Below are 23890 nucleotides of genomic sequence, written 5' to 3'. Positions count from 1 at the left end.
CGGGTACCGGCCCCTCCTGCCGCGGCCGCCTCAGACGGCCACCGGCAGCCGCCGCCGCACCGGCCGCATCGCCGACCTCGGCGTCACCGGCACCACCTCGAAGGCGCGGGTGGTGCACGCGACCCGGGTGAACAGCCCGTCCTGCCCGGACACGTACAGCCGGCCGACCCCCGCCCCCTTCAGCGCGGACACCACCTCGGGCCAGCGCACCGTACGCACGAACCCGTCCAGCAGCATCTCCCGCACCCCCTCACCGGTGGTCACCAGGCGGCCGTCCTGGTCGGCGACGACCGGCAGCCGCGGATCGTTCCAGGTCAGGCCGGAGAAGATCTCCTCGGCGACCCGGTCGCGCAGTCCGCCGAACAGGTAGGAGTGCATGGGCGGCTTCATCGTGTACATCGGCATCCCGCCGAAGGACCGGATCCGCCGCTGGAGCCAGTCCAGGACCGACTCGTGCACGGTGAGCATGGTGAAGTCGTCGTCGACGACGCAGGACACGTCGCTCCACTCGCCCCGTTCGTCCAGCTCCCGGCGCAGCACTTCGACCTTGTCCTGCGGCACCCGCGCGATCGACTGGGTCACCAGCGCCGGGTGTTCCCGCGTGAAGTACTCCTCCATCGTGTCGGCCAGCCGCGCGGTCATCGACACGGCATCGGCGAATTCGAGCACCCCGGAATGGACGGCGGCGGCGCGGGCGCCGAAACTCGGCCCCGCCACGAAGGCCGGGTCGATGTCCAGCCGCTCCCCGGCCCAGCGCGCCAGGGCGAGGCAGTTCACCACGAAGGAGATCTGCCCGTACAGGGAATAGTCGCCCTCGGTCTGCTGGTAGCGGTCGGCCAGCCGATATCCCAGTACGTCGTCGGCGGTCGCGTACAGTTCGCGCGCGTACGGATTGACCAGCATGAATTTGGCGACCTCGGAGAAGGCCGTCGGCTGCATTCCGGGAAAGACGATCGCCGTCTTCGGCACGCTCCCGGTTCCGGTGTGAGTGTTCATGGGCCGAGCGTTGCCCTTCGGCCCTTCGCCGAGCACCCCTGCCGCCCCCTGAGTTGGCGGCCGCGCAAGCGAACCTTAAGGACGCTTCTGGAGGATCGGCGGGAAACGAGGTCCGCACAATCCACGGGCCCGCAGACGCGAGGGGATGCCGCGGATGTCAGAGTCACGCTTCGCCACCTTCACCGAACTGCTCCGCGTGCAGACGGCAGAACTCGCCGACGAGGATGTGCACATCTTCCTCCGCGACGCGGCCGGCGGGGCGGTGGCCGAGCACCTCACCTACGGAGAGCTGGACCGCGAGGCCCGGCGCATCGCGGCCTGCCTCCAGGGGTACGGCGTGGCCGAGCAGCCCGTGCTGCTCGTCTACTCCTCGACCGTGGAGTTCCTCAAGGCCTTCGCCGGCTGCCTGTACGCGGGAGCCGTCGCCGTCCCCGTCCCGCCGCCGGGCGAGGCCGGGCGCGACAAGCGGCTCAACCGCACCACCGCCGTCCTGAAGGACACCGGCGCCAAGGTCGTCCTCACCGAGACCTCCGCCGCCCCCGAGGTCGCGCTGTGGCTCGCCCGCAACTCCCGCTCCGACGCCGCCTGCGTGGTCAGCGACGTCCCCGGGATCGGCGACCCCGACGCCTGGCAGCCCGTCACCGTCCGCCCCGACGACCTCGTCTTCCTCCAGTACACCTCCGGCTCGGTCTCCGAACCGCGCGGCGTGACCGTCTCGCACCGCAACCTCCTCGCCAACCAGGCCGCCCTGCAGAAGCTCCTGCACACCACCCGCGAGGACGTCTTCGGCAGCTGGCTGCCCTACTTCCACGACATGGGACTGGTCGCCCACCTGCTCCACCCGGTCTACCTCGGCAGCCGCAGCGTCCAGGTCACCCCGCTGTCCTTCGTCAAGCGCCCGCTGCGCTGGCTCCAGGCCATCGACGAGTACGGCGTCACCGTGGGCGGCGGCCCCAACTTCTGCTACGACCTGTGCGTCCGCCGCGTCAAGGACGAGCAGATCGCCGCCCTCGACCTGTCCCGCTGGCGCCTCGCCCTCAACGGAGCCGAACCGGTCCGCCCCGAGAGCCTGGACGAGTTCGCCGAGCGCTTCGCCCCCGCCGGCTTCCGCCCCGAGGCGCTGCGCCCCTGCTACGGACTGGCCGAGGCCACCCTCGTCGTCTCCGGCGGCGTCCCCGGCACCCCCCACGTCCGCAAGTCGTTCAACAAGACCGCCCTCGAACGCGACCGGGTCGTCACTGCCGGGACCGAAGAGCGCCGGCAGACCCTCATCGGCTGCGGCGCCCCCGTGGACATCGAGGTCCGCATCGTCGACCCGCTGACCCACCACGAGCTCCCGCCCGGCGCCGTCGGCGAGATCTGGCTGCGCGGCTACAGCGTCGCCCGCGGCTACTGGAAGCGGCCCACCGAGACCGTGCGCACCTTCCGCGCCAGCCTCAACGACGAGGAGAGCAACTTCCTGCGCACCGGCGACCTGGGGATGCTCGAGGACGGCGAGCTGTTCGTCACCGGGCGGCTCAAGGAAGTCGTCATCATCAACGGGCGCAACGTGTACCCGCAGGACGTCGAATGGGCGGCGCGGACCGTCAGCCCGGCCCTGACCTTCGGCGCGGGCGCCGCGTTCTCCGTGGACGCGGGCCGCGAGCACCTCGTCCTCGTCCAGGAGGTGCGCGGCGCGGGCAGCGCCGAACTGCGCACCGTCGCACAGAAGATCCAGGCCCTGATCGGCCAGGAGTTCGAGGTCCCGGCCGGCAACATCCTGCTCGTGCGCCCCGGCACCGTCCGCCGCACCAGCAGCGGCAAGGTCCAGCGCACCCTGATGCGCAAGCTGTTCCTCGACGGCGTCGTCCGCGGCGAGTACGAGGTGCTCACCCCCGACGTGTGGGCGCTGGCCCGCGCCGAGGACGTGCTGTTCGGGGAAGACCTGCTGCGGCCGGAAGGAGCCGACGGAGGAAGGCGGTGGTGACCGCCCTGCTCGGCGAGCGGTCGGCCGCCGGCAGCGCCGCGCAGCAGCGCGAGAGCGCCGTCCGGGCCCGCGTCGCCGAACTGGAGGCCCTGCTCGGCGACCCCTCGGACCCGGCCAACCCGGCCGGCTACACCGCCCTGCTGGAAGCCGACCGGGCGGCCGTGCCCTTCGCCGCCGGAGAGGCGCTCCTCGACGAGTTCGGCATCACCGACGAGTACATCCCGCGCGCGCTCGGCGGCCGGCTCGACGCCATGGACACCCTGGTCAGGATCATGCGCCCGGTCTTCCGCCGGGACGTGGGCCTGGCCATGGGCCACGGCATGACCACCTTCATGGCCGCCTCCGACGTGTGGACCGCCGGCAGCTCCCGGCAGCGGCACTGGCTCGCCGGACTGCTGCGCGAGGGCGGCAAGGCGGCCATCGCCCAGCACGAGACCGCCCACAGCAACGACTACGTACGCAGCCAGGTCACCGCCCGCCGGGGCCCCGACGGCTACCTGATCAGCGGCGGCAAGCCGATGGTCAACAACCTGGAACGGGCCGGGGCGCTCGTCCTGTTCTGCCGCACCGACCCGGGCCCCGACAGCTCCGGCCGCAGCCGCAGCCACTCCGTGCTGCTGCTGGAGCCCGAACAGCTCACCGACGTCCGCGCGGCCGTCACCGCCCGCAGGATCCCCGTCGGGCTGCGCGGCTGCCGGTTCGCCGGCGTCGAGTTCGACGACTGCCCGGTGCCCCGGTCCGCGCTGCTGGGTCCCGAGGGCAGCGGCATCGAGACCGCCCTGCGCTCCTTCCAGATCAGCCGCACCGTCATCGCCGCGACCGCCGTCGCAGCCCTCGACACCAGCCTGCGCACCGCCGTCCGCTTCGACCGCGAGCAGTCCGGCGGCTGGCAGGGCCGCGGCACCGACGGCAGCCGCACCGGCGCGGCCCTCACCAACGCCTTCGTCAACCTGCTGCTCTACGACAGCCTCGCCGTCGTCGCCACCCGCGCCCTGCACCTGCTGCCCGCCGAGACCAGCGTCTACTCGGCGGCGCTCAAGTACCTGCTGCCCCGCGTCCTCACCGAGACCATGTACGACCTGTCCATCGTGCTGGGCTCCGGCTTCTACACCCGCGAGGGAACCCTGGGCATCTTCCAGAAGCACGTCAGGGACGTACCGGTGCTCAGCCTCGGCCACGCCGGGACCGTCGCCTGCCAGGCCACCGTCATCCCGCAGATGCCCCGCCTGGCCCGCGGCTCCTGGTTCATCGAGGACGAGGCGCCCTCCGGCCTGTTCCGGCTGCGCGGCGACCTGCCGCCGCTGCGCACCGACCGGCTCTCCCTCGCCTGCGGGCGGGACTCGCTCAGCGCCACCCTGCTCGCCGTCGCCGCCGGCATCGACGGCAACGGCCCCGTGGAGCGCGCCCTGCGCACCCTCGCCGGCCAGCTCGTCGAGGAGTTCCGCGACGTACGCGGCCGGGTGCTGCGGCTGGAGGCCGCCGGCTCGGGGGCCGGCGCGCAGCCCGCGACGTTCGCCCTCATGGACCGCTACGCCCTGCTGCTGGCCGGGGCCGCCGTACTCGGCCTGTGGGACCAGGGCCGCTACGGGCCCGACCCGTTCCTCGCCGACCCGTCCTGGGCGGCCGCCGCCCTGCACCGCATCGCGCAGCGCCTCGGCGCGCGCGTCGCCGACCTCCCCCCGGAATGCGAGACGCGGATCCGGCACGAGGTCCAGCTCCGCTTCTCCACCCAGACCAGCTACGACCTCTACTCGACCCCGATCCCGGGTTGACCGAAGGAGTCCCGTCATGAGCATTCCCACCGGCCGGCCCGCCGTGGCCGCCGACACCGCGAAGGCCGACGGCGTGTACGAGTGGCTGTCGGCCCGCCTCTCCCTCTACCTGCGGCGGGCACCCGAGACCATCGACCCGACCGTGCCCCTCGCCGAGTACGGCATGGACTCCGTGGCCGCCCTCAGCCTGTGCGGCGACCTGGAGGAGGAGTTCGACCTGGAGGTGGAGCCCACCCTGCTGTGGGACTTCCCGACCGTGGCGAGCCTGGTCCGCCACCTGACGGCCGTGCTCCCCGACGTGCCCGCGGCCGCGGCCCCCGTGCGGGACCAGCGCTGATGGGGGACATCGCCATCGTCGGGATCGACTGCGCGTTTCCCGGGGCGGCGGGCGTGCGGGCGTACTGGGACCTGCTGATGCGCGGCGGGGCCGGCACCGGCCCCGTCCCCGGGCAGCGCTGGGAAGCAGCGGACTTCCCCGCGGCCGGCGACAGCGGCGGTTTCATCGACGACGCCGATGTCTTCGACAGCGACTTCTTCTCCGTCACCCCGCGCGAGGCCGCCGCGATGGACCCGCACCACCGGCTGCTGCTGCCCTGCGCCTGGCGGGCCCTGGAGGACTCGGGCCGCGCCCCCGGGGACCTCGCGGGCACCGAGACCGGCGTGTTCGTCGGCGTGATGGGCGGCGAATGGGGCCGGCTCACCATGAGCGACCTCGCCCGCGTCACCCCGCTGCTCGGCGCCGGAAGCAGCGCCGGGATGGCCGCCAACCGGATCTCGTACCACTTCAACTTCACCGGCCCGAGCCTCGCCGTCGACACGGCCTGCTCCTCCTCCCTCGTCGCCGTCCACCTCGCCGCGAACTCCCTGCTCGCCGAGGAGTGCGACACCGCCCTGGCCGGCGGGGTCAACATCGTGCTGTCGCCCTCGCTGGGGCTGGTCTACGGACAACTCGGCCTGGCCGCCGCCGACGGGCGCTGCAAGCCCTTCAGCGCCGACGCCGACGGGATCGGCCGCAGCGACGGCGTCGGCCTGGTGGTGCTGCGCCGCCTCGACGACGCCCTCGCCGACGGCCAGCGGATCTACGCCGTCCTGCGCGGCAGCGCCGTCAACCAGGACGGCCGCAGCAACGGGGTGATCGCCCCCAACCGCTGGTCGCAGGAGCGCGTCCTGAACTCCGCCTACCGGCGCGCCGGGGTCACCCCCGACCGGGTCGCCTTCGTGGAGGCCCACGGCACGGGCACCGTGCTCGGCGACGCCATCGAGTGCGCGGCGCTCGGCGCGGTGCACGGAGTCCCGCGCGACACGCCCTGCGCGATCGGCTCCGTCAAGGGCAACCTGGGCCACACCGAGGGCGCCGCCGGCATCGCCGGGCTGATCAAGACCGCCCTGGCCCTGCACCACCGCATCGTCCCCGCCAGCCCGTTCTCCGAGCGGGAGAACTCCCGGCTGCGGCTCGGCGAGCGGGGCCTGCGGCTGCTGAAGTCCCCGATGCGGCTGCCGCGCGGGGAGAACCTCGCCGGGGTCAGCAGCTTCGGCATGGGCGGCACGAACGCCCACGCCGTCCTCGCCGCCGCACCCCGGACCCCCGCGGCCCTGCCCGCCCGGGCCCGTACGGACGCCCACGCCGTCGGCGTGTTCACCGTCAGCGCCGACACCCCCGAGGCACTGCGCCGCAACCTCGCCGCGCAGGCCGAGGCGATCGCCGCCCGCCCCCGGGGCGCCGCGGCCGCCCTGTGCTGGAGCAGCAACCGGATCAAGACCGGCCTGCCGCACCGGTACGCGGCCACCGTGCGCGACACCGGCGAGCTCGTGGAGCGGCTGCGCCTGGCCGCCGCCCCGGCCACCGGCGCCTCGAAGGCGGACGGGGCCGTCGGCGGCCGCCCCTGGGGCCGGCCCGTCGTGGCCTTCCTCTTCACCGGTCAGGGCAGCGAGTTCCCCGGCATGACCGCGGGCCTGCACCACGACTCCCCGGCCTACCGCCGCCACCTCGGCGAGGCCGACGAGGCGCTCGCCCCGCACCTGGGCACCTCGGTGCGCGACCTCCTCCTCGGCGGCGACGAGCGCGTGCGCCGGACCGAGTTCGCGCAGCCCGCCCTGTTCGCCGTCGGCTACGCCCTCGCCCGTACGCTCACCACCCTCGGCGTCACCCCGGCCGCCGTCCTGGGCCACAGCCTCGGGGAGTACGCGGCGGCCGTCACCGCGGGCGCCCTCGACCTGGACGAGGCGGCCCGGCTGGTGGCCCTCCGCGCCGGCCTGATGGGCGAACTGCCCCCGCTCGGCGGCATGCTCGCCACCGCCGCCGGCCCCGACGCGCTCGCCCCGGCCCTGGAAGGGGAGCCGGAGGTGGTCGTGGCCGCGCTGAACGGCCCCGCGGACACCGTGCTCTCCGGCCCCCTGGACGCGCTGGCCCGGATCGGCAAGGAGCTCGCCGGGCGCGGCGTCCGGGTCAGGGAACTCCCGGTGGCGCACGCCTTCCACTCGCCCCTGATGGCCCCGGCGGCGGCCGGGCTGCGCGCCGCCTCCGTGCGGTGCGCGCCGCCCGCGCTGCCGGTCGCCTCGACCCGGCACGGCCGGATGCTGCGCCACGAACTCATGGACGCCGGCTACTGGGCCGACCAGATCGAGGAGCCCGTGCTCTTGGACACCGCGCTGGGGGCGCTCGTACGCGACATCGCCCCCACCCATCTGATCGAGATCGGCCCGCGCACCCAGCTCCTGCAGATCGCCGCCCGCGGCGGGCGCGCCTGCGGCGTGGAACTCCTGCACCCCGCGCCGGAGCCGGGGGCGACCGGCCGGGAGCTCGCGGAGGCCCTCGCGGAACTCCACCGCTGCGGACTCGACCCGCTCTGGGAGGAGCTGTACGCGCCGGAGCACCGGAGCGTCGAACCGCTCGCCCCGTACGTGTTCTCGTCCGCGCAGCGCTACTGGGACCGGCGGCCGACGGTCGCGCCCGCCCCGGCGCCCGCCCCGGCGCCCGCGGCGGGCGAGGAGCAGCCGTCCGCGGCGGAACGCCGGCCCGGGCCGGCGGCCGTACCCGGCTGCGACCCGGTGCTGCTGGCCGTGGTCCAGGCCGTCACCGAGGTCGGCGGGTATCCCGAGGAGCGGGTGGTGCGCGAGGCCCGCTTCCACGAGGACCTCGGCTTCGACTCGGTGATGATCATGCAGCTCAAGAACCGGGTGGAGGCCCGGCTTCCGCGGGTCGGCGAGGTGTCCGTACAGCAGATGCTGCCGGCCCTGCGCTCGGTCGGCTCCCTCGCCGAGTTCCTCGGCGACGTGATCACGGCGAGGTCGGCATGACGGCCGTCCACATCGCCGCGACCGGCACGGCACTGCCCGGCGACCCCGTCGACAACGCCGCGCTCGGCGCGATGCTGGGCGTCAGCGAGGAGTGGATCGACCTGTTCGTCGGCACCAGGACCCGGCACTTCGGCTGGGACCCGGTGACCGGCGAGGTCCGCGGCTCCCTCGCCGACCTGTGCGCCGAGGCCGCGGCCCGGGCCGTGCGCGCATCGGGGCTCGACCCCGCCGACATCGAGTTCCTGGTGCTCGCGACCGCCACCCCCGACACGCTCCTGCCGACCACCGCGACCGAGGTCGCCGACCGGCTGGGCCTCGACCACCTGCCCGTCTACCAGATCCAGGCGGGCTGCTCCGGCGCGATCCAGGCCCTCGACCTCGGCCGCACCCTGATCCAGGGCGGCCGCCGGGCCGGCCTGGTCATCGGCGGGGACGTCACGCACCGCTTCCTGTCGCCCCGCCGGGACACCGCCAAGCTGCCCACCGAGGAACTCGTCAACTACGTCCTGTTCGGCGACGGGGCCGGGGCCGCCGTACTCACCGACGAACCGGAGGGCGAGCGGATCGCCGTCCGGGCGGTGCTCAACTCCTGGACCGGCCGCGGCCGCCCGCCCGGCCAGCTCCTCGACTGGTACGGAACCACCGACCGCGACTCCGGCCGCAGGATGCTCGCCGAGGACTACAAGGCGATCGAGGAACACGTGCCCACGATCTCCGTGGAGATCCTCTGGGAGCTGCTCGGCGGGCTCGGCTGGAGCCTCGACGAGGTCGGCTTCCTGCTGCCGCCCCAGCTCTCCGAGCGGATGACCGCGCGGATCGTGGAACGGCTCCCGGACGGCCCCGCGCACGAGGTCTCCTGCGTCGCGGACACCGGCAACACCGGCAACGCCCTGCCGTTCCTGCAACTCGACCGGCTGCTGCCGAAGTTCGCGGCGGGCGAGCGGGCGGTGGCCCTGTGCGTGGAGTCCAGCAGGTGGATCAGAGCCGGGTTCGCCCTGGAGAAGGTGTGAGGGACGCATGACCACGGGACTGGACCGGCTGCGCGAACTGCGCACGCGGGGCCTGCTGGAGAAGGTGTACGACGAGATCGCGACGGTGCTCGCGGAGCCGGACGAGGTCGGTGGGACGGCCGGCGCCGCCGCGGCCGGCCGGCTGCTCGGGGGGATCGACCCCGACGCCGTACTGGCCCACCATCCGGCGACCCCCGTCGTGACCGTGGCCGTCACCGGCCAGTCCACGGTGGGCCAGGTCATCGATCCGCTCCGGGGCGAACTGGCCCGCCACGGCATGCTCCTGCGGCCGGTCCTCGGCGAGCACGGCACCTACCTGCGCGACCTGACCGACCCCTCCTCGGAGCTGCACGCGGCGGCCCCGGACCTCACCCTGTGCCTGCTGGACGCCGACACCCTCTTCTCCCAGGTCCCCGCCGTGTGGCGCCCCGAGGACGTGGCGGCCGCGGGCGAGGAGGTACTGGCCCGGTGCGCCGCACTCGCGGAGGCGGCCCCGGGGACCTTCGTGCTCAACACCCTCCCGCTGCCCCGCGCCCACACCCACCAGCTCGTCGACCACCGCTCCCGGGCCCTGCTCGGCGCCGTGTGGCGGGAGTTCAACGCCCGGCTGCTGCGGCTCACCGCATCCGCGCCCGCGCTGGTGGTGATCGACCTCGACCCCCTCGTCGGCGAAGGCGGCCCGGTCACCGACCCCCGCCTCGCCCGCTACGCCAAGGCGCAGCTCGGGGCGGAACTCCTCGGCGCGTACGCGCGCGAGGTCGCGCACCTGGCCCGCGCGGTGCGCGGCGCGACCCGCAAGTGCCTGGTGCTCGACCTGGACAACACCCTGTGGGACGGCGTCCTCGGCGAGGAGGGCCCCGACGGGATCGCCGCCGCCGGCACCCTGCGCGGAGAGGCCTTCGGGGCCTTCCAGAAGTGCGTCAAGCAGCTCGGCTCCCAGGGCGTGCTGCTCGCCGTCAGCAGCAAGAACGACCGCGAGCAGGTGCTGCGGGCCCTCGCCGCGCACCCCGATCTCGTCCTGCGCGAGCCGGACTTCGTGGCGGTCAACGCCAACTGGGAGCCGAAGGACGCCAACCTCGCCGACATCGCCCGGCAGCTGGACCTCGCCACCGACGCCCTCGTCTTCGTGGACGACTCGCCGGCCGAGCGCGCCCAGGTGCGCCACGGCCTGCCCGAGGTGGCCGTCGTGGCGCTCGACGAGGAGCCCGCGCTGCACGTGACGCGGCTCCTGGCGGACGGCTGGTTCGACACGATGAGCCTGACCGACGAGGACCGGGCCAGGACGGGGGAGTACCGGGTCCGGCGGGAGCGCCGGGAGCTGCACGCGAACTCGGGCTCGCACGAGGAGTTCCTGCGGGCCCTGGACATCCGGCTGGAACTCGGCCCGCCCCGCCCCCACGAGTTCGCCAGGATCTCCCAACTGACGCTGCGCACCAACCAGTTCAACCTTGCCGGCGGCGGCCACTCGGAGGCCGGGCTGACCGCCCTGGCAGCCGACCCGGAGCGGCACCTGCTGCTGGCGGCCCGCAGCGCCGACCGCTTCGGCGACAACGGCCTGGTCGGCGCCCTGCTGGTCACGGTCACCGGGCGGCAGTGGCACCTCGACAACATGTGGCTCAGCTGCCGGGTCCTCGGACGGGGCATCGAACAGGCCTGCCTCGCCGTGCTGTTGAGGAGCGCCCGCGATCACGGCGCGTCCGGGGTGGGCGCCCGCTACGTACCCACCGCACGCAATCACCGGGCCCGTGACTTCTACCCGTCCAGCGGGTTCGCCCCGCGCGAACTCCGCGTGTCGGGGGAACCCGGGGACGGGCCGGTGGAGTTCCACCATGACCTGACACTGCTGCCGGAAGTCCCCGGCCACGTACGCGTCACCGAATCCGGGAAGGCCGGTCGATGAGCCCCGACAGTCTGGACAGTCTCGACGGGTTCCTGCGGACCGTCCGCGACGACCTCGGCCTGGACGTCGACACCCCGGCCGGCGCGGACGCCGCGCTGGCGGACCTTCCCGGCTGGGACTCGCTGAACCTGCTCCGGCTGGTGGCGCTCCTGGAGGAGTCCGGCCACCGCGTACCGGTGCACCGTCTGCTGGAGGCGCACAGCCTCCGGGACATCCACATACTCGTGAAGGAGCACGGATGACCGCCCCGGGCAGCCCCACGCTCGGCCCACCGCTCGGTGAGCCCGTCGCCGTGGTCCCGGGAGGCGACTCGTGGGACAGGGTCAGGGACGACCTCGCCACCCACGGCACCGCGCTGGTCTACGCGTGGCTGAAGGACCTGGAGCCCGGCGTGCCCTCCGGCGACGAGCTGCGCGAGCTCCTCGGCCGCGACTGGACGCGCTACCTCGACCTCACCCACGCCGACGTGCGCGGCCGCTACATCGCCTCCCGGATGCTCCTCAAGCACGCCGCGGGCGCGGTCCTCGCCAGCGAACCAGCCGACCTGGAACTGGCGTACGGGCCGACCGGCCGTCCGTACCTGCGCGGCTGCGACCAGATCGACATCAGCCTCAGCCACACCGAGGACCTGCTGCTCGTCGGGCTGACCACCTGCGGGCTCATCGGCGTGGACGCCGAGCGCGCCGACCGGGACATGTACGGCGGCGGGCTCGTCCGGCACATCTGCACCCCGTACGAGGCGGTCCTGCTGTCCGGGATGCCGGAGCAGGAGCGCAACGGCGCGCTGGTGCGGCTGTGGACGCTCAAGGAGGCCTACAGCAAGGCGATCGGGCAGGGCATGCAGTTCCGCTTCACCGAGTTCGGCTTCGGCCCGGACGGCCGGCCCGTCCGGGTCCAGCGCCCGGACGGCACGGCCGGCACCGGCGAGGAGTGGATCTTCCGGACCTTCCCGCTGGACGGCGGCTACGTCGTCAGCGCGGCGGTGTACGACGCGGGCTTCGGCAGGCTCCAGGACGCCCACGTGACGACCATGCTCGACCAGGACTGCGTGGACGCGATCACCGAGGCGCTGGAACACGAAGCCGGCCGGTGACGGGCGGCGCGCGGCGGATCAGGGTAAGGAGTGCGTCGGCACCTCGCCGGAGAGCATCTCCTGGCGCGCCGCGTTGTAGCCGGCCTGGAACCGGCTGGTCGCCTCCAACTCCTCGGTGATCTCGGCGATGTGGCGGCGGCAGGTGCGCACCGACATGCCGAGCCGGCGGGCGACCATCTCGTCCTTGTAGCCCTTGGTCATCAGCCGGATGATCGACCACTTCAACTCGTCGGAGGAGGCGGGGGACCGCTGGGACTCCACGACGTACGGGGACGCGCCGTCCCACAGGTACTCGAAGACGGCGCACAGGAACGCCACGAGCGTGGGCTCGCGGACGATGGCCGCCCCGGGTACCACGTTCTCGCAGGCGGAGCGTTCCGGCAGGAAGGCGACTTCCCGGTCGTAGATGATCAGCCGGTCGATGACCTCGTCGGCGGTACGGATCTCCGCGCCCTGGAGGGTGACGTCGCGGACGTACGAGCGGGTGGGCAGGTCGTTGCGCGCGGTGTGCTGGTAGATGGTCCGGATCCGGACCCCGCGGCCGAGGATGGACAGGGCGCTCTCCCGGGCCTGCACGAGCCGGTCCGCCGGGCGCGCACCGCCAGGCTGGACGGTCATCATCTCGGTCGTGCAGTTCTGGCCCAGGTGGTCGAGCAGCGCCTGGATCCGGGAGGGATCGCTGATGACGTCGAAGGCCTCCAGCCGGTTGCGCAGCCTGCGCCCTTCGAAGTACAGCGGCGTCAGGGACATCAGCTTGGCGCGGACATCGGTGACCGCCTGCTGGAGGTCGCGGATCTGCCGCTCGGCGGGGCCCACGAGGGAGGCGGCGGCCACATCGGGTGTGACGGGGGTCAGTTGGCAGGGGTGGCCCGGCATGGACTGCAGCAGGCGGACCCCGGTGAGCACCTGCTCGACCCGTGCGATCTCGTCGGGGGTGAGGGACAGCTGGTCGGCGATCTTCTCCCGCTCGAAGAGGCCGTACTCGACGGCGAGACCGTAGGCCGCGGCGCTGACGTCGTCCAGCTCGGCGAACCCCGAATCCGCGTCCTCCCCTTGGAACACGCCAGCCCCCACTGATCGGTGTAATAGCTGCCACGTAACTTTACGCCAACGTACAGGCCTTGGCGCGTGTGATCGATATCAAGCACTCTATTCGCATCACCCAGGCGCGCCAAAGCCGGAAATATCGGGCGAAGGTGCAGGTGGGGGTGATCTCGATCAACGACTGGGGGAAGTCGTGAGTGCAGTTTCCGGTAAATTCTTTTCGATTTCCTTGACCTTACTTGCCGGTATCGTTACGGCTGTTATGGGGGCGCAGTCCATGTCCGGCCTGGTGGCACAGGGCGCGTCCGCGGGGTCCGGCACGACGGCGTCGGCGGAGGGATTCCTCCCGGTGGTCTGGGACCGGATCCTTCCGGTGACCCTGGACGGGCCGGAGGACGACCAGTGGACTTGACCTGATCCCGCTCCGGTCAGGTCGTTCCGGTCAGGTCCCCTTCTCGGCAAGCGCTCCCTGCACGGCAGATGCGGGGAGCGCTGCCGTGTGCCGGGGCGCCCGCCGCGGCCGGCCTGCGGGCCGGTACCGCGATGGCGCTCAACAGCACGCCCCGCTCCGCCGACCAGCGACCGCTGAACGCGGTCGGCCCGGCCGGGGACAGGCTCTCGGGCGCCGGGAGCAGCCGCGCGCGGAACGTCTCCTGCCCCGCGTCCACGCTGACCAGCGCGTCGGTGAAGTCCAACTCCTGGCCGGTCAGCGGGAACCAGGTCTTGTAGACCGCCTCCTTGATGCTGAACAGCAGCCGGTCCCACGCGATCTCCGGCGCCGCCCGCTCCAGCTCCCGGGTCCGGCGCAGCTCCTGCGGCAGCGCGATCGACTCCAGCACCCCCTCCGGGAGCGGTGCGTTCGGCTCCGCGTCGATGCCCACCGCGGCGAACTCCTCCGCCCGGGCGAGCGCCGCCCCCCGGAAGCCCGCGCAGTGCGTCATCGACCCCACGACCGACGGCGCCCACTGCGGGACACCGCGCCGGCCCGGCACCACCGCGGCCGGCTCCACCCCCAGCGCGCCCATCGCGCGGCGGGCGCACCAGCGCACCGTGCCGAACTCCAGGCGCCGCTTCGGGACGGCGTTGCGGATCAGCGCCTCCTCCTCGGGGAAGAGGAACAGCTCGTCGGGGCTCGGGTCGGCAGTGGCCTCGGCGGTGGCGACGTTCGGGGGCAGGAGCTTCGTGAGCACGGCGTTCCCTCGGGTCGGTGTGTCGGTCTGACAGCTCCCACGCTCCCGCCGCCGCCCCGCCCCGACCAGCGCGGAAGGCACCCGCCGGCCCGGCCGACCCACCGGAACCCCGGCTTCCTCCCCGCCCGCTGCCATCCGGCGGCCCGCGCGCACCCCGCCTGCCCGAGGCCTGCCACCCCCGCCGCCGGCATTGCCATCCCCCTGCCATCCCCCCCCCGCCATACGCCCGCACATGGGCATCCGCCACCAATTCAGGGGCGGAGCAGGGGTGTTCACATCAGGAGCAGCCATCCATCCTTGGTGAATGCCGCACGGAAACCTCATGGGCATCAGCGACCTGCATGTGGCATTCCCGGAGAACCGCCGGATCGTCGAGGAGCTGTATCCCGACAGCCCCGCCGACTGGCTCATCGTGGCCGGTGACGTCGGAGAGTCACCGGACGATCTGCGATGGGTGCTCGACCGTCTCACTCAGCGGTATGCGAGCGTGGTCTGGGCGCCCGGAAACCACGACCTTTGGACCCTTCGAGACGATCCGCTGCCCCTGCGTGGAGATGCCCGCTACCGGCGGTTGGTCGAAATCTGCCGGTCATACGGCGTACACACGCCCGAGGATCCCTATCCCGTCTGGTCGGGCCCCGGCGGGCCGCTCGTCGTGGCCCCCCTCTTCCTGCTGTACGACTACAGCTTCCGCACGCCCACCGCCGCCACCAAGGAACAGGCGCTGGAGCAGGCGTACGAGGCCGGGGTGGTCTGCACCGACGAGTTCATGCTGCACCCGGACCCCTACCCCTCGCGCGAGGCCTGGTGCCGGGCCCGGGTGGCCGCCACCGAACAGCGGCTGGCGGCCTGCGACCCCGAGCTGCGCACCGTACTGGTCAACCACTTCCCGCTGGTCCGCACCCCCACCCGGATCCTGCGGCACCCCGAGTTCGCCCAGTGGTGCGGCACCGAGCTCACCGCCGACTGGCACCTCCGGTTCAGGGCCGCCGCCGTCGTCTACGGACACCTGCACATCCCGCGCACCACCTGGTACGACGGCGTGCGCTTCGAAGAGGTCTCCGTCGGCTACCCCCGCGAGCGCCGCACCCCGGGCCGCCCGCAGGGCGTCCCGCGGCGGATCTTCCCCGCCGGGCCCGGGGATTGATGTCTGGCAACTTCCGGACACCGTGAGGACGCCGACCCGGCCCATAGACTGGTGCCGAATTCTCGATTCTCTCTCAAGCACTGCTCGATCAGCCCCGTATCCGACTCGCGCTCCCGTTTTCGGACGCACGGAACGGGGACACTGGGGGATCTTATGGTGTTGTTCCGCCGCGCCGAGGAACTGTCTCTTTTGAATGCGCTGATCGACGGCTGCACAGAAGGAAATTCCGGATTACTTCTCATCGAAGGCGCGGTCGGCTGCGGAAAGAGTGAATTCCTCGAAACCGTGGCCGTGAATGCCGAAAGCCGCGGCGGCGTCGTCCTGCGCGCCATGGGAACGGCCGGCGAACGGGACCACCCGCTGGGCGTACTCCGCCAGCTGACCGCCGACGCCCCGGCCGGAGCACTGCCGTCGCCGCCCGCGCCGGACGAGGCGGGACGGGTCGAGACCATGCGGCAGTTCGCCGCCGCCGTCCGCGAACTCAGCACCGCCGCACCGGTGGTGGTCTGCGTCGACGACCTCCACCACGTCGACGAACTCTCCAGCCGCTACCTGCTCCACCTCACGCGCGGCACCCGGCAGGCCAAGGTCCTCCTCGTCCTCGCCGAATCCGTCCACGAACGCGCCGACGACCCGCTGCTGCGCACCGAACTGCTCCGGCTCCCGCACTTCGTACGCCTGCGCCTGGAACGGTTCACGCCCGACGCGATCCGCACGATGCTGCCCGACCGCCCCGAAGCCGAGACCGGCCGGCTGCACCGGGCCAGCGGAGGCAACCCGCTGCTGCTGCGGGCGCTGCTCCAGGACCGTGGGAACATGCCCGGCGAGGCCTACGCCCAGGCCGTACTCGCCTGCCTGCACCGCTGCGGCTCCGCCACGACCGAACTGGCCGAGGCCATCGCCGTACTCGACACCCTGGCGAGCGCCCCGCACGTCGCCCGGCTCACCGGCGCCACCGAATCCGCCGCCACCCGGGCCCTGGCCGCCCTCGACGCCGCGGGCCTGCTCGCCGCGGAGCCCGGGCAGGGACTGCGCCACCCGGCCGCACGCGCCGCCGTACTCGACCGGATGGACCCGGCGGCCCGCCGCGCCCTGCACCGGGAAGCAGCCCTGCTGGCCCGCGCCGCGGGCGCCCCCGACACCGCCGTCGCGGGCCAGCTCCTCGCCGCGGGGCACACCGGCGAGGAATGGGCCCTGCCCGTCCTGCGCTCCGCGGCCGACCAGCACGTGGCCGACGGCGCCCTCACCGAGGCCACCGCCCTGCTGCGGCTCGCCCACGAGGCGTGCCCGGACGACGCCCGGCGCGCCGAAGTCAGCGTCCGGCTCAGCGTCGTCGTGGGACGCACCGACCCCGCCGCCGCCGAACGCCACCTCGCGGAACCCCTCGCCGCCCTGGCCGCCGGCCGGCTGCAACCGCGCGCCCTCGGGCCGCTCGCCCGCGCCCTGGCCGCGCAGGGCCGCATCGACGAATCCACGGAGGTCCTGGAACGACTCGCGGCGGGCGAGGGCCGCCACCCCGGCGAGGCCCGCCACGCAGGCACCGACCGCGACCGCGATCGCAGGCAGCCCGTGGGGGACATCCCCGGCGAGGACCCGCTCGACGGGCTGTCGGCGTTCCCCCAGTGGGGAGCCTCCCGCCGCCGCGGAGCCCCCACCGAGCCGGGAACCCACCCGGCGGGCCGCGGCGCCCGGGGAGCCGTCCACCCCGCCGCCCTGTGGGCCCTCCCGGTGGAAGCCGAGGAAGGCGCCGCCGCACAGGCCGCCGACCTGTTCCTGCGCGGCGCCACCCTGGCCGAAGGCACCGTCGAGCCGGCCGTCCAAGCCCTGCGGACCCTCCTCTACCTGGACGGGGCCGGCCGGGCCCTGCCCTGGTGCGAGGCGTTCGCCGAACAGGCGGAGCGGCGCGGCGCCACCGGCTGGCAGGCCGTCTTCGCCGGCCTGCTCGCCGAGGCCAGGCTGCGCCTCGGCGACCTCACCGGCGCCGCCGCGGCCGCCGAGGCCGTACTGTCGGCCGCGCCCGCGCGCGGCGGCGGCATCCAGCTGAGCGCCGTCGCGGGCACCCTGGTGCGGGCCTTCACCGCCATGGGCCGCCCCGAGGAGGCCGCGGCCGTACTCAGCCGGCCCGTCCCCGCGCAACTGACCGGCAGCATCCACGGATTGGCGTACCTGCGGGCCCGCGGCCACTACGCCCTGGCCACGAGCCGGTTCCACGCGGCCCTCGGCGACTTCCTCGACATCGGCCGCCACATGAAGCGCTGGGGCCTGGACCGCCCGCGGGTGCTGCCCTGGCGGGCCGACGCGGCGGAAGCCCTGCTCCGGCTCGGCGAATCCCACCAGGCCGACCGCTTCCTCGCCGACCAGCTCACCACCCGGGACGCCGCCGACCCCTGGGTCCGGGGCATGTCCCTGCGCCTGCGGGCGTCCCTGCGCGAGCCGAAGGAACGCCAGGCGCTGCTCACGAAGGCCGTCGACGACCTGCACCGCTCCGGCGACCAGTACGAACTGGCCCGTGCCATGGGCGACTTCGGCCAGGTCCTGCGGGAACTCGGCGAACCGGCCCGCGCGGCGATGGTCAACCGCCGGGCCTGGCACGTGGCGAAGGAATGCGGCGCGGAGGCCCTGTGCGTGAAGATCCTCCCCGGCCACACGGGAGACGGCCCCGCGACCCCGGAGACCTCCGAGGCCCCGCACGCCGACCTGGTGGCGAGCCTCAGCGAATCGGAGAAGCGGGTGGCCCTGCTGGCCGTGCACGGCCACACCAACCGGGAGATCGCGCAGAAGCTGTACATCACGGTGAGCACGGTGGAACAACACCTCACCCGCGTCTACCGCAAACTGGAGATCCCGGGCCGCCAGGCCCTCCCGGTCGACTTCCACCTGGGCGTGGCCGAGTTCGCGTAGCCCCGCCGGGAGTCCGGGGGCGCTGGTCCCGCTGCGCGGAGCCCCTCCCCGCCCCGCCCTTCCACCGTTCCCCGGGCGCTGCCCGGACCCCGTCCTCAAGCGCCGGACGGCTGGAACGTTCAGCCCTCCGGCGTTTGAGGAGCGGGGTCTGGGGCGGAGCCCCAGGGTCTTTCAGCCTCGCCGGCGTTTGAGGCGCGGGTCCGGAACCTGTGGAGCTCCCCCTGCCCGGGCCAGCGCACGCGGCATGGCAAGGTGATGGCAAGGTCCCCCCGCCCCCGGCAGCCCCTGGCAGACAACTGGCGCCCCGCACCCCCTCCCCCCACCGGTTTCCCCCGCTCCAGCCTCCCGCGCTCGCTCCCGCGACCCCCGTGCCGGAAGGTCGGGTCATGAGCCGCAGCCCACCAGGGAGGGCACGCACCATGACCACCACACCCATGCACGACCAGCCGTGGCGGACGGCGACACCCGGACAGATGCGGGACGCGATGCTCGACCGCGTCGAGGAACGCCTCGCCCGGCTGCTCGCCGAGGAGCACCGGACCCGCCGTACGTCCGACCCCCGCAGCGCCGTACTGGTGGCGGGCGTGGCCGAACTCGTCCAGGCCGGCGCCGAGCGGGCCCACCCGGTCATCTGCCTCACCGGCTACCTCGCGGCCGGCGGCGACCCGGACGGCGACGACGCCGTGGCCGCGTCCGCCGCGCTCGAACTCCTCGACACCTGCCTGATGATCCGCGACGACGTACGCGAGAACGCGACGCTCCGCCGCGGCATCCCCACCCTGCACATCAGCCACGCCGCCGAGCACGAGCGCAACGGCTGGCGCGGCGAGTCCCGCCGCTTCGGGGAGGGCACGGCCGTCCTCGCGGGGGACCTCGCCCTCGCCTACGGGGACCGGCTGGCGGTCCGGCTCCCGCACGAGGCCTGGCAGTTGTGGGACGACCTGCGCACCGAGCGGGCCATCGGCGCCCACGCGGAGGCCGCCGCGGCGACCGAGTACCTCGACGACGCCTGGCCCGGCCAGTGCCTCCAGGGCTGCGGGAGCGGTTGCGGGGCGGGCTGGTACGGGCTGCGCCACGCGCTGCTGATCGGCGCCGCGCTCGCCGGGCGGGAGGACCTGCGCGAGACGTACGAGGAGTACGCGCGGGCCCTGCACGGCGCCTGGCGGATCCGCGGCTTCCTGCGCGGCGGCCCCGGCTTCGACGGCGACGCCCAGTTCCTGCGCGACATCTTCTTCGACGCCCGGGCCCGCGACACCGCGGAGGAGACCATCGCGGGACTCTTGGACCGCGCGGACGCTGCGGTGACCGGCGCCCCGATCGACCCCCGCTGGCGCACGGAACTCATGGCCTTCGCCCGCCGAGTCGCCGGCTGCGAGCCCTGACCGCCGAACCGGCCGTGCCGCACCCTCCAGCCCGTCCGGCGCACCCTTCAGCCCGTCCGGCGTTTGAGGACCGGGGTCTGGGGCGGAGCCCCGGGTCTTTCCGGCCGGGCCGCACCCTTCAGCCCGTCCGGCGTTTGAGGACCGGGTCCGGGCAGAGCCCGGTTTCGGGAAGGGGCGGGGTGGGGGAAGGCCCCGCGCAGCGGCCCGCGCGCAGGCGGCCGCCGGGGCCGGGCGCGCGCCGGGGCGTCTCCTCGGGCGTCGAACGTTTCCAGGGGCCGGAGGGCCGAGGGCGGCCCAGTTCGACGCCCTGCGGGGGCGCCCCACCGCACACCCGACCCCGGCGGAGGCGCGGCGCCCCTACTCCGGGGCCGGGCGCGGGCCGCCAGGCCTGAGGCGGGTGAGCCACGTGCGGAGGGCGGCGTGCCGGACATGGCCGTGTTCGTCGCGCGGCAGGGCCCCGACGATCTCCAGCCGCGTCGGCAGGAACGCCTCCGAGACGCCCAGCGCCGTCAGGTGCTCGCGCAGCTCGGCCGGCCCCGGCGGGCGCTCCCGCGCGGCCGGGACCACGACCGCGCAGGGCAGCTCCCCGTGCTCCGGGTCGGTGTAGGCGACCACCGCGGCCTCCCGCACCCGGGGGTGGGTCAGGAGGCCCGCCTCCACCTCGGCGACCGGCACCATGAAGATCGCGCCGGTCCGCGTCCCGGCCCTGGCCAGCACCCGGATCCCGCCCCGCGGGTCGGCGGCCGCCAGGTCGCCGGTGTCCAGCCAGCCGTCCCCGTCCTCCCAGGTGGACACCGGGGCCGGAGCGCCGTGCGGCCACGTGGCCAGGGCGACCGATGGCCCGCGGACCTTGAGCGAGGCGCCTTCGGCGGACAGTTCCAGCCCCCGCAGCGGCACTTCGACCCCCGACGCCGACAGCGTGCCCATGCCCAGCTCCGGTGCCCCCCACGCGGACAGCACCGGCACCCCGAACACCTCCCGCAGTTCGGCCGCGAGCGGCTCCGGTGTGCTCGTGCGGCCCCCCGAGAGGATCAGCCGCAGCCGCTCCAGCGGGCGGGGCCGGCGCCGCTGCGTGGTGAGCAGCTCCGCGAAGTAGGCCGGCTCGGCATAGACCTGGTCGACCCCGGCCGCCGCCATCAGGTCCAGGCACCGGCCCGGATCCCACACGTCCTGGTAGACGCCCGTCCCGCCCACCGCCAGCGGCCAGCACACCGTGTAGATCAGCGAGGCCAGCGAGGTCAGCGGGAGGGTGCTCAGGAACGCCTCGCGGGGCCGCCGGCCCGGGCCGTCCGGATGGTGCTGGGCGGAGAGGTTGGCGTAGAGGGTGTCGGGGGAGTGCAGGACCGAGGTGTACGAGTCCCGCAGCCCCATGACGCTGATCAGCAGCGAGGGCCGGTCGGCCTGCCCCGGCAGCGGCCTGCTGCGCCGGCCCGCCTCGGTCCGCTCGTGGGCGGTGCGCGCGAAGTACCCGTCGAAGTCGATCGCCCCGGTCGCCGCCGCGTCCCCGAGGACCACCCGGTGGCGCAGCCATGGGAGTGCCGGGGCGAGTTCGGAGAGGGCCTCGGCGTGCCCGAAGCCCTCCCAGGCGTCCGGCACCACGCACACCCGGGCCCGCGTGCCGTCGAGGATCCGGTGCAGTCCGCGGGCCCGTACGGTCGGCAGCACGGGCACCGCGACCGCCCCGGCCCGCAGGCAGGCCAGGGTGAGTGCCGCCGTCTCCCACCAGTTCGGCAGCTGGTAGGCGACCGGATCGCCCGGCGCGATACCGAGGGAGGTGAATGCTGCCGCGAACCGGTCGACGTACAGGGCGAGTTGGGCGTACGTGAGAGTGACTCGCTTTCGGCCGGCCGGCAGCAGTGCGCGTTCCGAGACGATCGCGGGCCGCTCGGGCGCGGCGGCCGCCGTACGGTAGAGGTCGTCGAGGAAGGTTTCCGGCCGCCACCAGCCGGCCGCCCGGAAGCGGGCCGTCACCTCGGCGGGCGCGGTCAGCTCCAGGACGCGGCGTTCCACCGTGCCGTGGGTCAGGCCCATCGGCCCACCGCCCCGGCCACCTGCACCCGCGAAGTGCAGCCGAGCCGGCGCATCACCTGGCGGACGTGGTTCACCACCGTCCACTCGGAGATGTCCAGCCGGGCCGCGATATGACGGTTGGTCAGGCCTTCGGACACCAGCAACGCCACCTGGACCTGGCGCGGGGTGAGGGACGGCGCCTCGGCCGCCGACCCGGCCGCCGGGCGGTGCGAGGGCGCGGGCGCCGACAGGGCCTCCGCCACCGCCATCGGCGCCGTCATCCGTACGCCCTCCGCCCACGCGGTGGCGAAGTCGGTCCAGTCCAGCCGGGAGCTCAGTTCCGTACGGGCCCGTTCGGCCTCGGAGCGCCACTCCTGCGGCACCTCCGCGCCGGTTTCCCCCCGCAGGGCGTCCGCCGCCGCCAGCAGCCGGACGGCACGCGGCCGCTGGGCGGGCGAGGTGCGGAGCAGGAGCAGGGCGAACTCCTCGAGGAGGGAGGGGAGTTCGGTCCGCTCGTTGACGGCCTCGTACAGTCTCAGGGCCTCCCGCAGCGCTGCTTCGGCCCGGTCCGGCTCGTCGCCCTCCAGTGCCATCGCGGCCGCGGTCCGCAGGGCGCCCGCCAGGCCGCGCCCGTCCCGGATCCGGCGGAAGGCCTCCTCGGCCCGCTCCAGCATGTCGAGCGCCTTGCGCCGGTCGCCTTCGGCGTGCAGGGCGGCGGCGAGCGAGGCGGCCGCCTCGGCGGTTCCGCCGGTGACCCCCATCGCGGTCAGGGCGCTGACGGCGGTCACCAGCACGGCGCGGGCGCCCGGCATGTCACCGGACCTCAGCAGGGCCGTGCCGAGCCGGACGGAGGCGAGGGCGTTCTGCCGGCGGTCGCCGACGCCCTTGCCGAGCGAGAGCGCGTGCCGGTGGCGGCGTACGGCCTCCTGCGGATCGCCCAGCGCGAGCGCGAACACCCCGGAAAGGTCGGCCAGCCGGGCCCGCAGGGCCTCCGGGAGCTGCTGCCCCCCGCCCTCGGCGAACGCGTCGCACCACTCCAGGCCCTCCCGCAGCCGCCCCTGCGCCAGCCACGGCAGGTGGCAGCCCAGCACCATGGCCGCGGCCGCCTCGCCGTCGCCCCGCGCGCGCAGCCGGCGCAGCGCCGCGCGCACGTTCGCGGCCTCGGCCGCCGACTCCCGCAGCAGCCGGTCCTGACCGGTCCCGGCCAGCCCCGGCAGCGCGGCGGCCACCAGCCGCCGGTAGCGCTCGGCGTGCGCGTCCAGTGCCGGGGCCTCGCCGCCCGCCTCCGCCAACTCGGCGCGCGCGTAGGACCGTACGGGCTCGGTCACCGCCAGCCGCAGCTCGCCCCGCTCCTCCTCGACCACCGCGAGCAGCCCGCGGTCCATCAGCGGCTCGACGCCCTCCTCCTCCGCGAGCCCCGCCGCGGCCAGGCCGAAGCCGGGCTCGTACACCGAGAGCCGCCCCAGCAGGGTGCGGGCCGCGGGGTCCAGGCCGCGGCAGCTCCACTCGGCGAGCGCGGCGAGCGAACGGTGCCGCTCGGGCGCGTTCGCCGGGCCGCCGGCGAGCACGGTCGTACGGCCGCCGCGCAGCCGGGCGGCGAGCAGGTGCGCGGGCAGCAACCGCAGCCGCAGCGCGGCGAGTTCGAGCGCGAGCGGCAGGCCGCCGAGCAGCGTGCAGATCTCGGCGACGGCCCCGGCGTTCTCCAGGGTCAGCGCGAACGACGGATCGGCGTCCCGGGCCCGGCGCACGAACAGCGCCACGGACGCCGCGTCGTGCGGCTCTCCCTCCGCACGTGCGCCGGGGACGGGCAGCGGCGCGAGCGGCAACAGCTGTTCCCCGTACACCCCGAGCGGCTCCACGGCCGTGGCCAGCACCACCACCCGCGCGTCGTCCGCGAGGCCCACGACGGCCGCGGCGGCGGCCGCCCGCGCCTCGTGATCGCACCCGTCGAGCACCAGCAGCACCCGCCCGCCGCCATCCCCTCGGCAGGTGTCCCGTTGGCCGTCGGACCGTACGCCGTCGCCCTGCGAGCCCTCGCCTCGCCCACCGTCGCCTCGCGCGCCGTCGCCTTGCGCACTGTCGTTCCGCGCGCCGTCGCCTTGCGCACTGTCGTTCCGCGCGCCGTCGCCTTGCGCACTGTCGTTCCGCGCGCCGTCGCCTTGCGCACTGTCGTTCCGCGCCG

The 23890-nt window shown here is 74.4% G+C and carries 17 protein-coding genes; 12 read left to right on the top strand and 5 right to left on the bottom strand.

Features of this window, described 5'->3' with window-relative positions:
- Positions 1-30: 30 nt before the first annotated feature.
- Complete coding sequence (locus AB0O21_RS25460) at positions 31-996, bottom strand: ACP S-malonyltransferase (RefSeq protein ID WP_365174316.1); 966 nt, start codon at positions 994-996, stop codon at positions 31-33.
- A 154-nt stretch (positions 997-1150) separates the two neighbouring features.
- Between AB0O21_RS25460 and AB0O21_RS25455 the strand changes: the two genes are divergently transcribed.
- Genes AB0O21_RS25455 through AB0O21_RS25420 form a run of 8 tightly spaced genes read left to right on the top strand, consistent with a single transcriptional unit; the run spans position 1151 to position 12034 of the window.
- Positions 1151-2962 (top strand): fatty acyl-AMP ligase, encoded by a 1812-nt coding sequence (locus AB0O21_RS25455; protein WP_365174313.1) that lies wholly within the window; start codon positions 1151-1153, stop codon positions 2960-2962.
- The gene (locus AB0O21_RS25450; RefSeq protein ID WP_365174311.1) at positions 2959-4734 is read left to right on the top strand and encodes an acyl-CoA dehydrogenase; all 1776 of its coding nucleotides are present in this window, start codon (positions 2959-2961) and stop codon (positions 4732-4734) included. The genes AB0O21_RS25455 and AB0O21_RS25450 overlap by 4 nt, the downstream gene beginning before the upstream one ends.
- A gap of 16 nt (positions 4735-4750) precedes the next feature.
- On the top strand, positions 4751-5071 hold the full coding sequence (locus AB0O21_RS25445; protein ID WP_365174309.1) for an acyl carrier protein: 321 nt from the start codon (positions 4751-4753) through the stop codon (positions 5069-5071).
- A complete protein-coding gene (locus AB0O21_RS25440) occupies positions 5071-8031 on the top strand; it encodes a beta-ketoacyl synthase N-terminal-like domain-containing protein (protein WP_365174307.1) in 2961 nt (986 codons plus the stop codon). Before AB0O21_RS25445 ends, AB0O21_RS25440 begins: the two co-directional genes overlap by 1 nt.
- A complete protein-coding gene (locus AB0O21_RS25435) occupies positions 8028-9041 on the top strand; it encodes a 3-oxoacyl-ACP synthase III family protein (protein WP_365174304.1) in 1014 nt (337 codons plus the stop codon). The genes AB0O21_RS25440 and AB0O21_RS25435 overlap by 4 nt, the downstream gene beginning before the upstream one ends.
- Positions 9042-9048: 7 nt before the next feature.
- Positions 9049-10941, top strand: a complete 1893-nt coding sequence (locus AB0O21_RS25430; RefSeq protein ID WP_365174301.1) for an HAD-IIIC family phosphatase — start codon at positions 9049-9051, stop codon at positions 10939-10941.
- Complete coding sequence (locus tag AB0O21_RS25425; RefSeq protein WP_365174299.1) at positions 10938-11183, top strand: phosphopantetheine-binding protein; 246 nt, start codon at positions 10938-10940, stop codon at positions 11181-11183. Before AB0O21_RS25430 ends, AB0O21_RS25425 begins: the two co-directional genes overlap by 4 nt.
- Entirely contained in the window at positions 11180-12034 is an 855-nt protein-coding gene (locus AB0O21_RS25420; RefSeq protein ID WP_365174296.1) for a 4'-phosphopantetheinyl transferase superfamily protein, read from the top strand. The genes AB0O21_RS25425 and AB0O21_RS25420 overlap by 4 nt, the downstream gene beginning before the upstream one ends.
- An 18-nt stretch (positions 12035-12052) precedes the next feature.
- Here the strand turns inward: AB0O21_RS25420 and AB0O21_RS25415 are convergent, their stop codons facing one another.
- Positions 12053-13096 carry a hypothetical protein gene (locus AB0O21_RS25415; protein ID WP_365174294.1) on the bottom strand — a complete coding sequence of 348 codons (1044 nt, stop codon included), beginning with the start codon at positions 13094-13096 and terminating at the stop codon, positions 12053-12055.
- 244 nt (positions 13097-13340) lie between these two features.
- On the opposite strand from AB0O21_RS25415, the gene AB0O21_RS25410 reads away from it, so the two are divergent.
- Positions 13341-13490 carry a hypothetical protein gene (locus tag AB0O21_RS25410; protein WP_365174292.1) on the top strand — a complete coding sequence of 50 codons (150 nt, stop codon included), beginning with the start codon at positions 13341-13343 and terminating at the stop codon, positions 13488-13490.
- Positions 13491-13506: 16 nt separating this feature from the next.
- Here the strand turns inward: AB0O21_RS25410 and AB0O21_RS25405 are convergent, their stop codons facing one another.
- Positions 13507-14268 (bottom strand): 4'-phosphopantetheinyl transferase superfamily protein, encoded by a 762-nt coding sequence (locus AB0O21_RS25405; RefSeq protein WP_365174290.1) that lies wholly within the window; start codon positions 14266-14268, stop codon positions 13507-13509.
- Between the two features lie 304 nt (positions 14269-14572).
- On the opposite strand from AB0O21_RS25405, the gene AB0O21_RS25400 reads away from it, so the two are divergent.
- The 3 genes from AB0O21_RS25400 (at position 14573) to AB0O21_RS25390 (ending at position 19698) form a co-directional block, all read left to right on the top strand.
- The gene (locus AB0O21_RS25400; protein ID WP_365174288.1) at positions 14573-15415 is read left to right on the top strand and encodes a metallophosphoesterase; all 843 of its coding nucleotides are present in this window, start codon (positions 14573-14575) and stop codon (positions 15413-15415) included.
- A gap of 153 nt (positions 15416-15568) precedes the next feature.
- Positions 15569-18316 carry a LuxR family transcriptional regulator gene (locus tag AB0O21_RS25395; RefSeq protein ID WP_365174286.1) on the top strand — a complete coding sequence of 916 codons (2748 nt, stop codon included), beginning with the start codon at positions 15569-15571 and terminating at the stop codon, positions 18314-18316.
- Between the two features lie 419 nt (positions 18317-18735).
- On the top strand, positions 18736-19698 hold the full coding sequence (locus tag AB0O21_RS25390) for a polyprenyl synthetase family protein (RefSeq protein ID WP_365174284.1): 963 nt from the start codon (positions 18736-18738) through the stop codon (positions 19696-19698).
- Positions 19699-20055: 357 nt separating this feature from the next.
- On the opposite strand, the gene AB0O21_RS25385 is transcribed toward AB0O21_RS25390, so the two are convergent.
- Both AB0O21_RS25385 and AB0O21_RS25380 read right to left on the bottom strand, forming a co-directional pair.
- On the bottom strand, positions 20056-21729 hold the full coding sequence (locus tag AB0O21_RS25385) for an AMP-binding protein (protein WP_365174282.1): 1674 nt from the start codon (positions 21727-21729) through the stop codon (positions 20056-20058).
- Positions 21720-23672, bottom strand: coding sequence for a LuxR C-terminal-related transcriptional regulator (locus tag AB0O21_RS25380; RefSeq protein ID WP_365174279.1), 1953 nt, complete (start codon positions 23670-23672; stop codon positions 21720-21722). Before AB0O21_RS25380 ends, AB0O21_RS25385 begins: the two co-directional genes overlap by 10 nt.
- Positions 23673-23890 lie beyond the last annotated feature (218 nt).

It is taken from the genome of Streptomyces sp. NPDC091371, from assembly GCF_040684275.1.
Taxonomy (GTDB): domain Bacteria; phylum Actinomycetota; class Actinomycetes; order Streptomycetales; family Streptomycetaceae; genus Streptomyces.
This window is presented reverse-complemented; position numbering and strand designations above follow the sequence as displayed.

Bases quoted from the DNA above. Each gene is read 5' to 3' on its own strand.
- AB0O21_RS25425 (WP_365174299.1), top strand. From the start codon at position 10,938: ATGAGCCCCGACAGTCTGGACAGTCTCGACGGGTTCCTGCGGACCGTC.
- AB0O21_RS25410 (WP_365174292.1), top strand. From the start codon at position 13,341: ATGGGGGCGCAGTCCATGTCCGGCCTGGTGGCACAGGGCGCGTCCGCG.
- AB0O21_RS25440 (WP_365174307.1), top strand. From the start codon at position 5,071: ATGGGGGACATCGCCATCGTCGGGATCGACTGCGCGTTTCCCGGGGCG.
- AB0O21_RS25400 (WP_365174288.1), top strand. From the start codon at position 14,573: ATGCCGCACGGAAACCTCATGGGCATCAGCGACCTGCATGTGGCATTC.
- AB0O21_RS25385 (WP_365174282.1), bottom strand. From the start codon at position 21,729: ATGGGCCTGACCCACGGCACGGTGGAACGCCGCGTCCTGGAGCTGACC.
- AB0O21_RS25420 (WP_365174296.1), top strand. From the start codon at position 11,180: ATGACCGCCCCGGGCAGCCCCACGCTCGGCCCACCGCTCGGTGAGCCC.
- AB0O21_RS25430 (WP_365174301.1), top strand. From the start codon at position 9,049: ATGACCACGGGACTGGACCGGCTGCGCGAACTGCGCACGCGGGGCCTG.
- AB0O21_RS25435 (WP_365174304.1), top strand. From the start codon at position 8,028: ATGACGGCCGTCCACATCGCCGCGACCGGCACGGCACTGCCCGGCGAC.
- AB0O21_RS25390 (WP_365174284.1), top strand. From the start codon at position 18,736: ATGACCACCACACCCATGCACGACCAGCCGTGGCGGACGGCGACACCC.
- AB0O21_RS25445 (WP_365174309.1), top strand. From the start codon at position 4,751: ATGAGCATTCCCACCGGCCGGCCCGCCGTGGCCGCCGACACCGCGAAG.
- AB0O21_RS25455 (WP_365174313.1), top strand. From the start codon at position 1,151: ATGTCAGAGTCACGCTTCGCCACCTTCACCGAACTGCTCCGCGTGCAG.
- AB0O21_RS25460 (WP_365174316.1), bottom strand. From the start codon at position 996: ATGAACACTCACACCGGAACCGGGAGCGTGCCGAAGACGGCGATCGTC.
- AB0O21_RS25395 (WP_365174286.1), top strand. From the start codon at position 15,569: ATGGTGTTGTTCCGCCGCGCCGAGGAACTGTCTCTTTTGAATGCGCTG.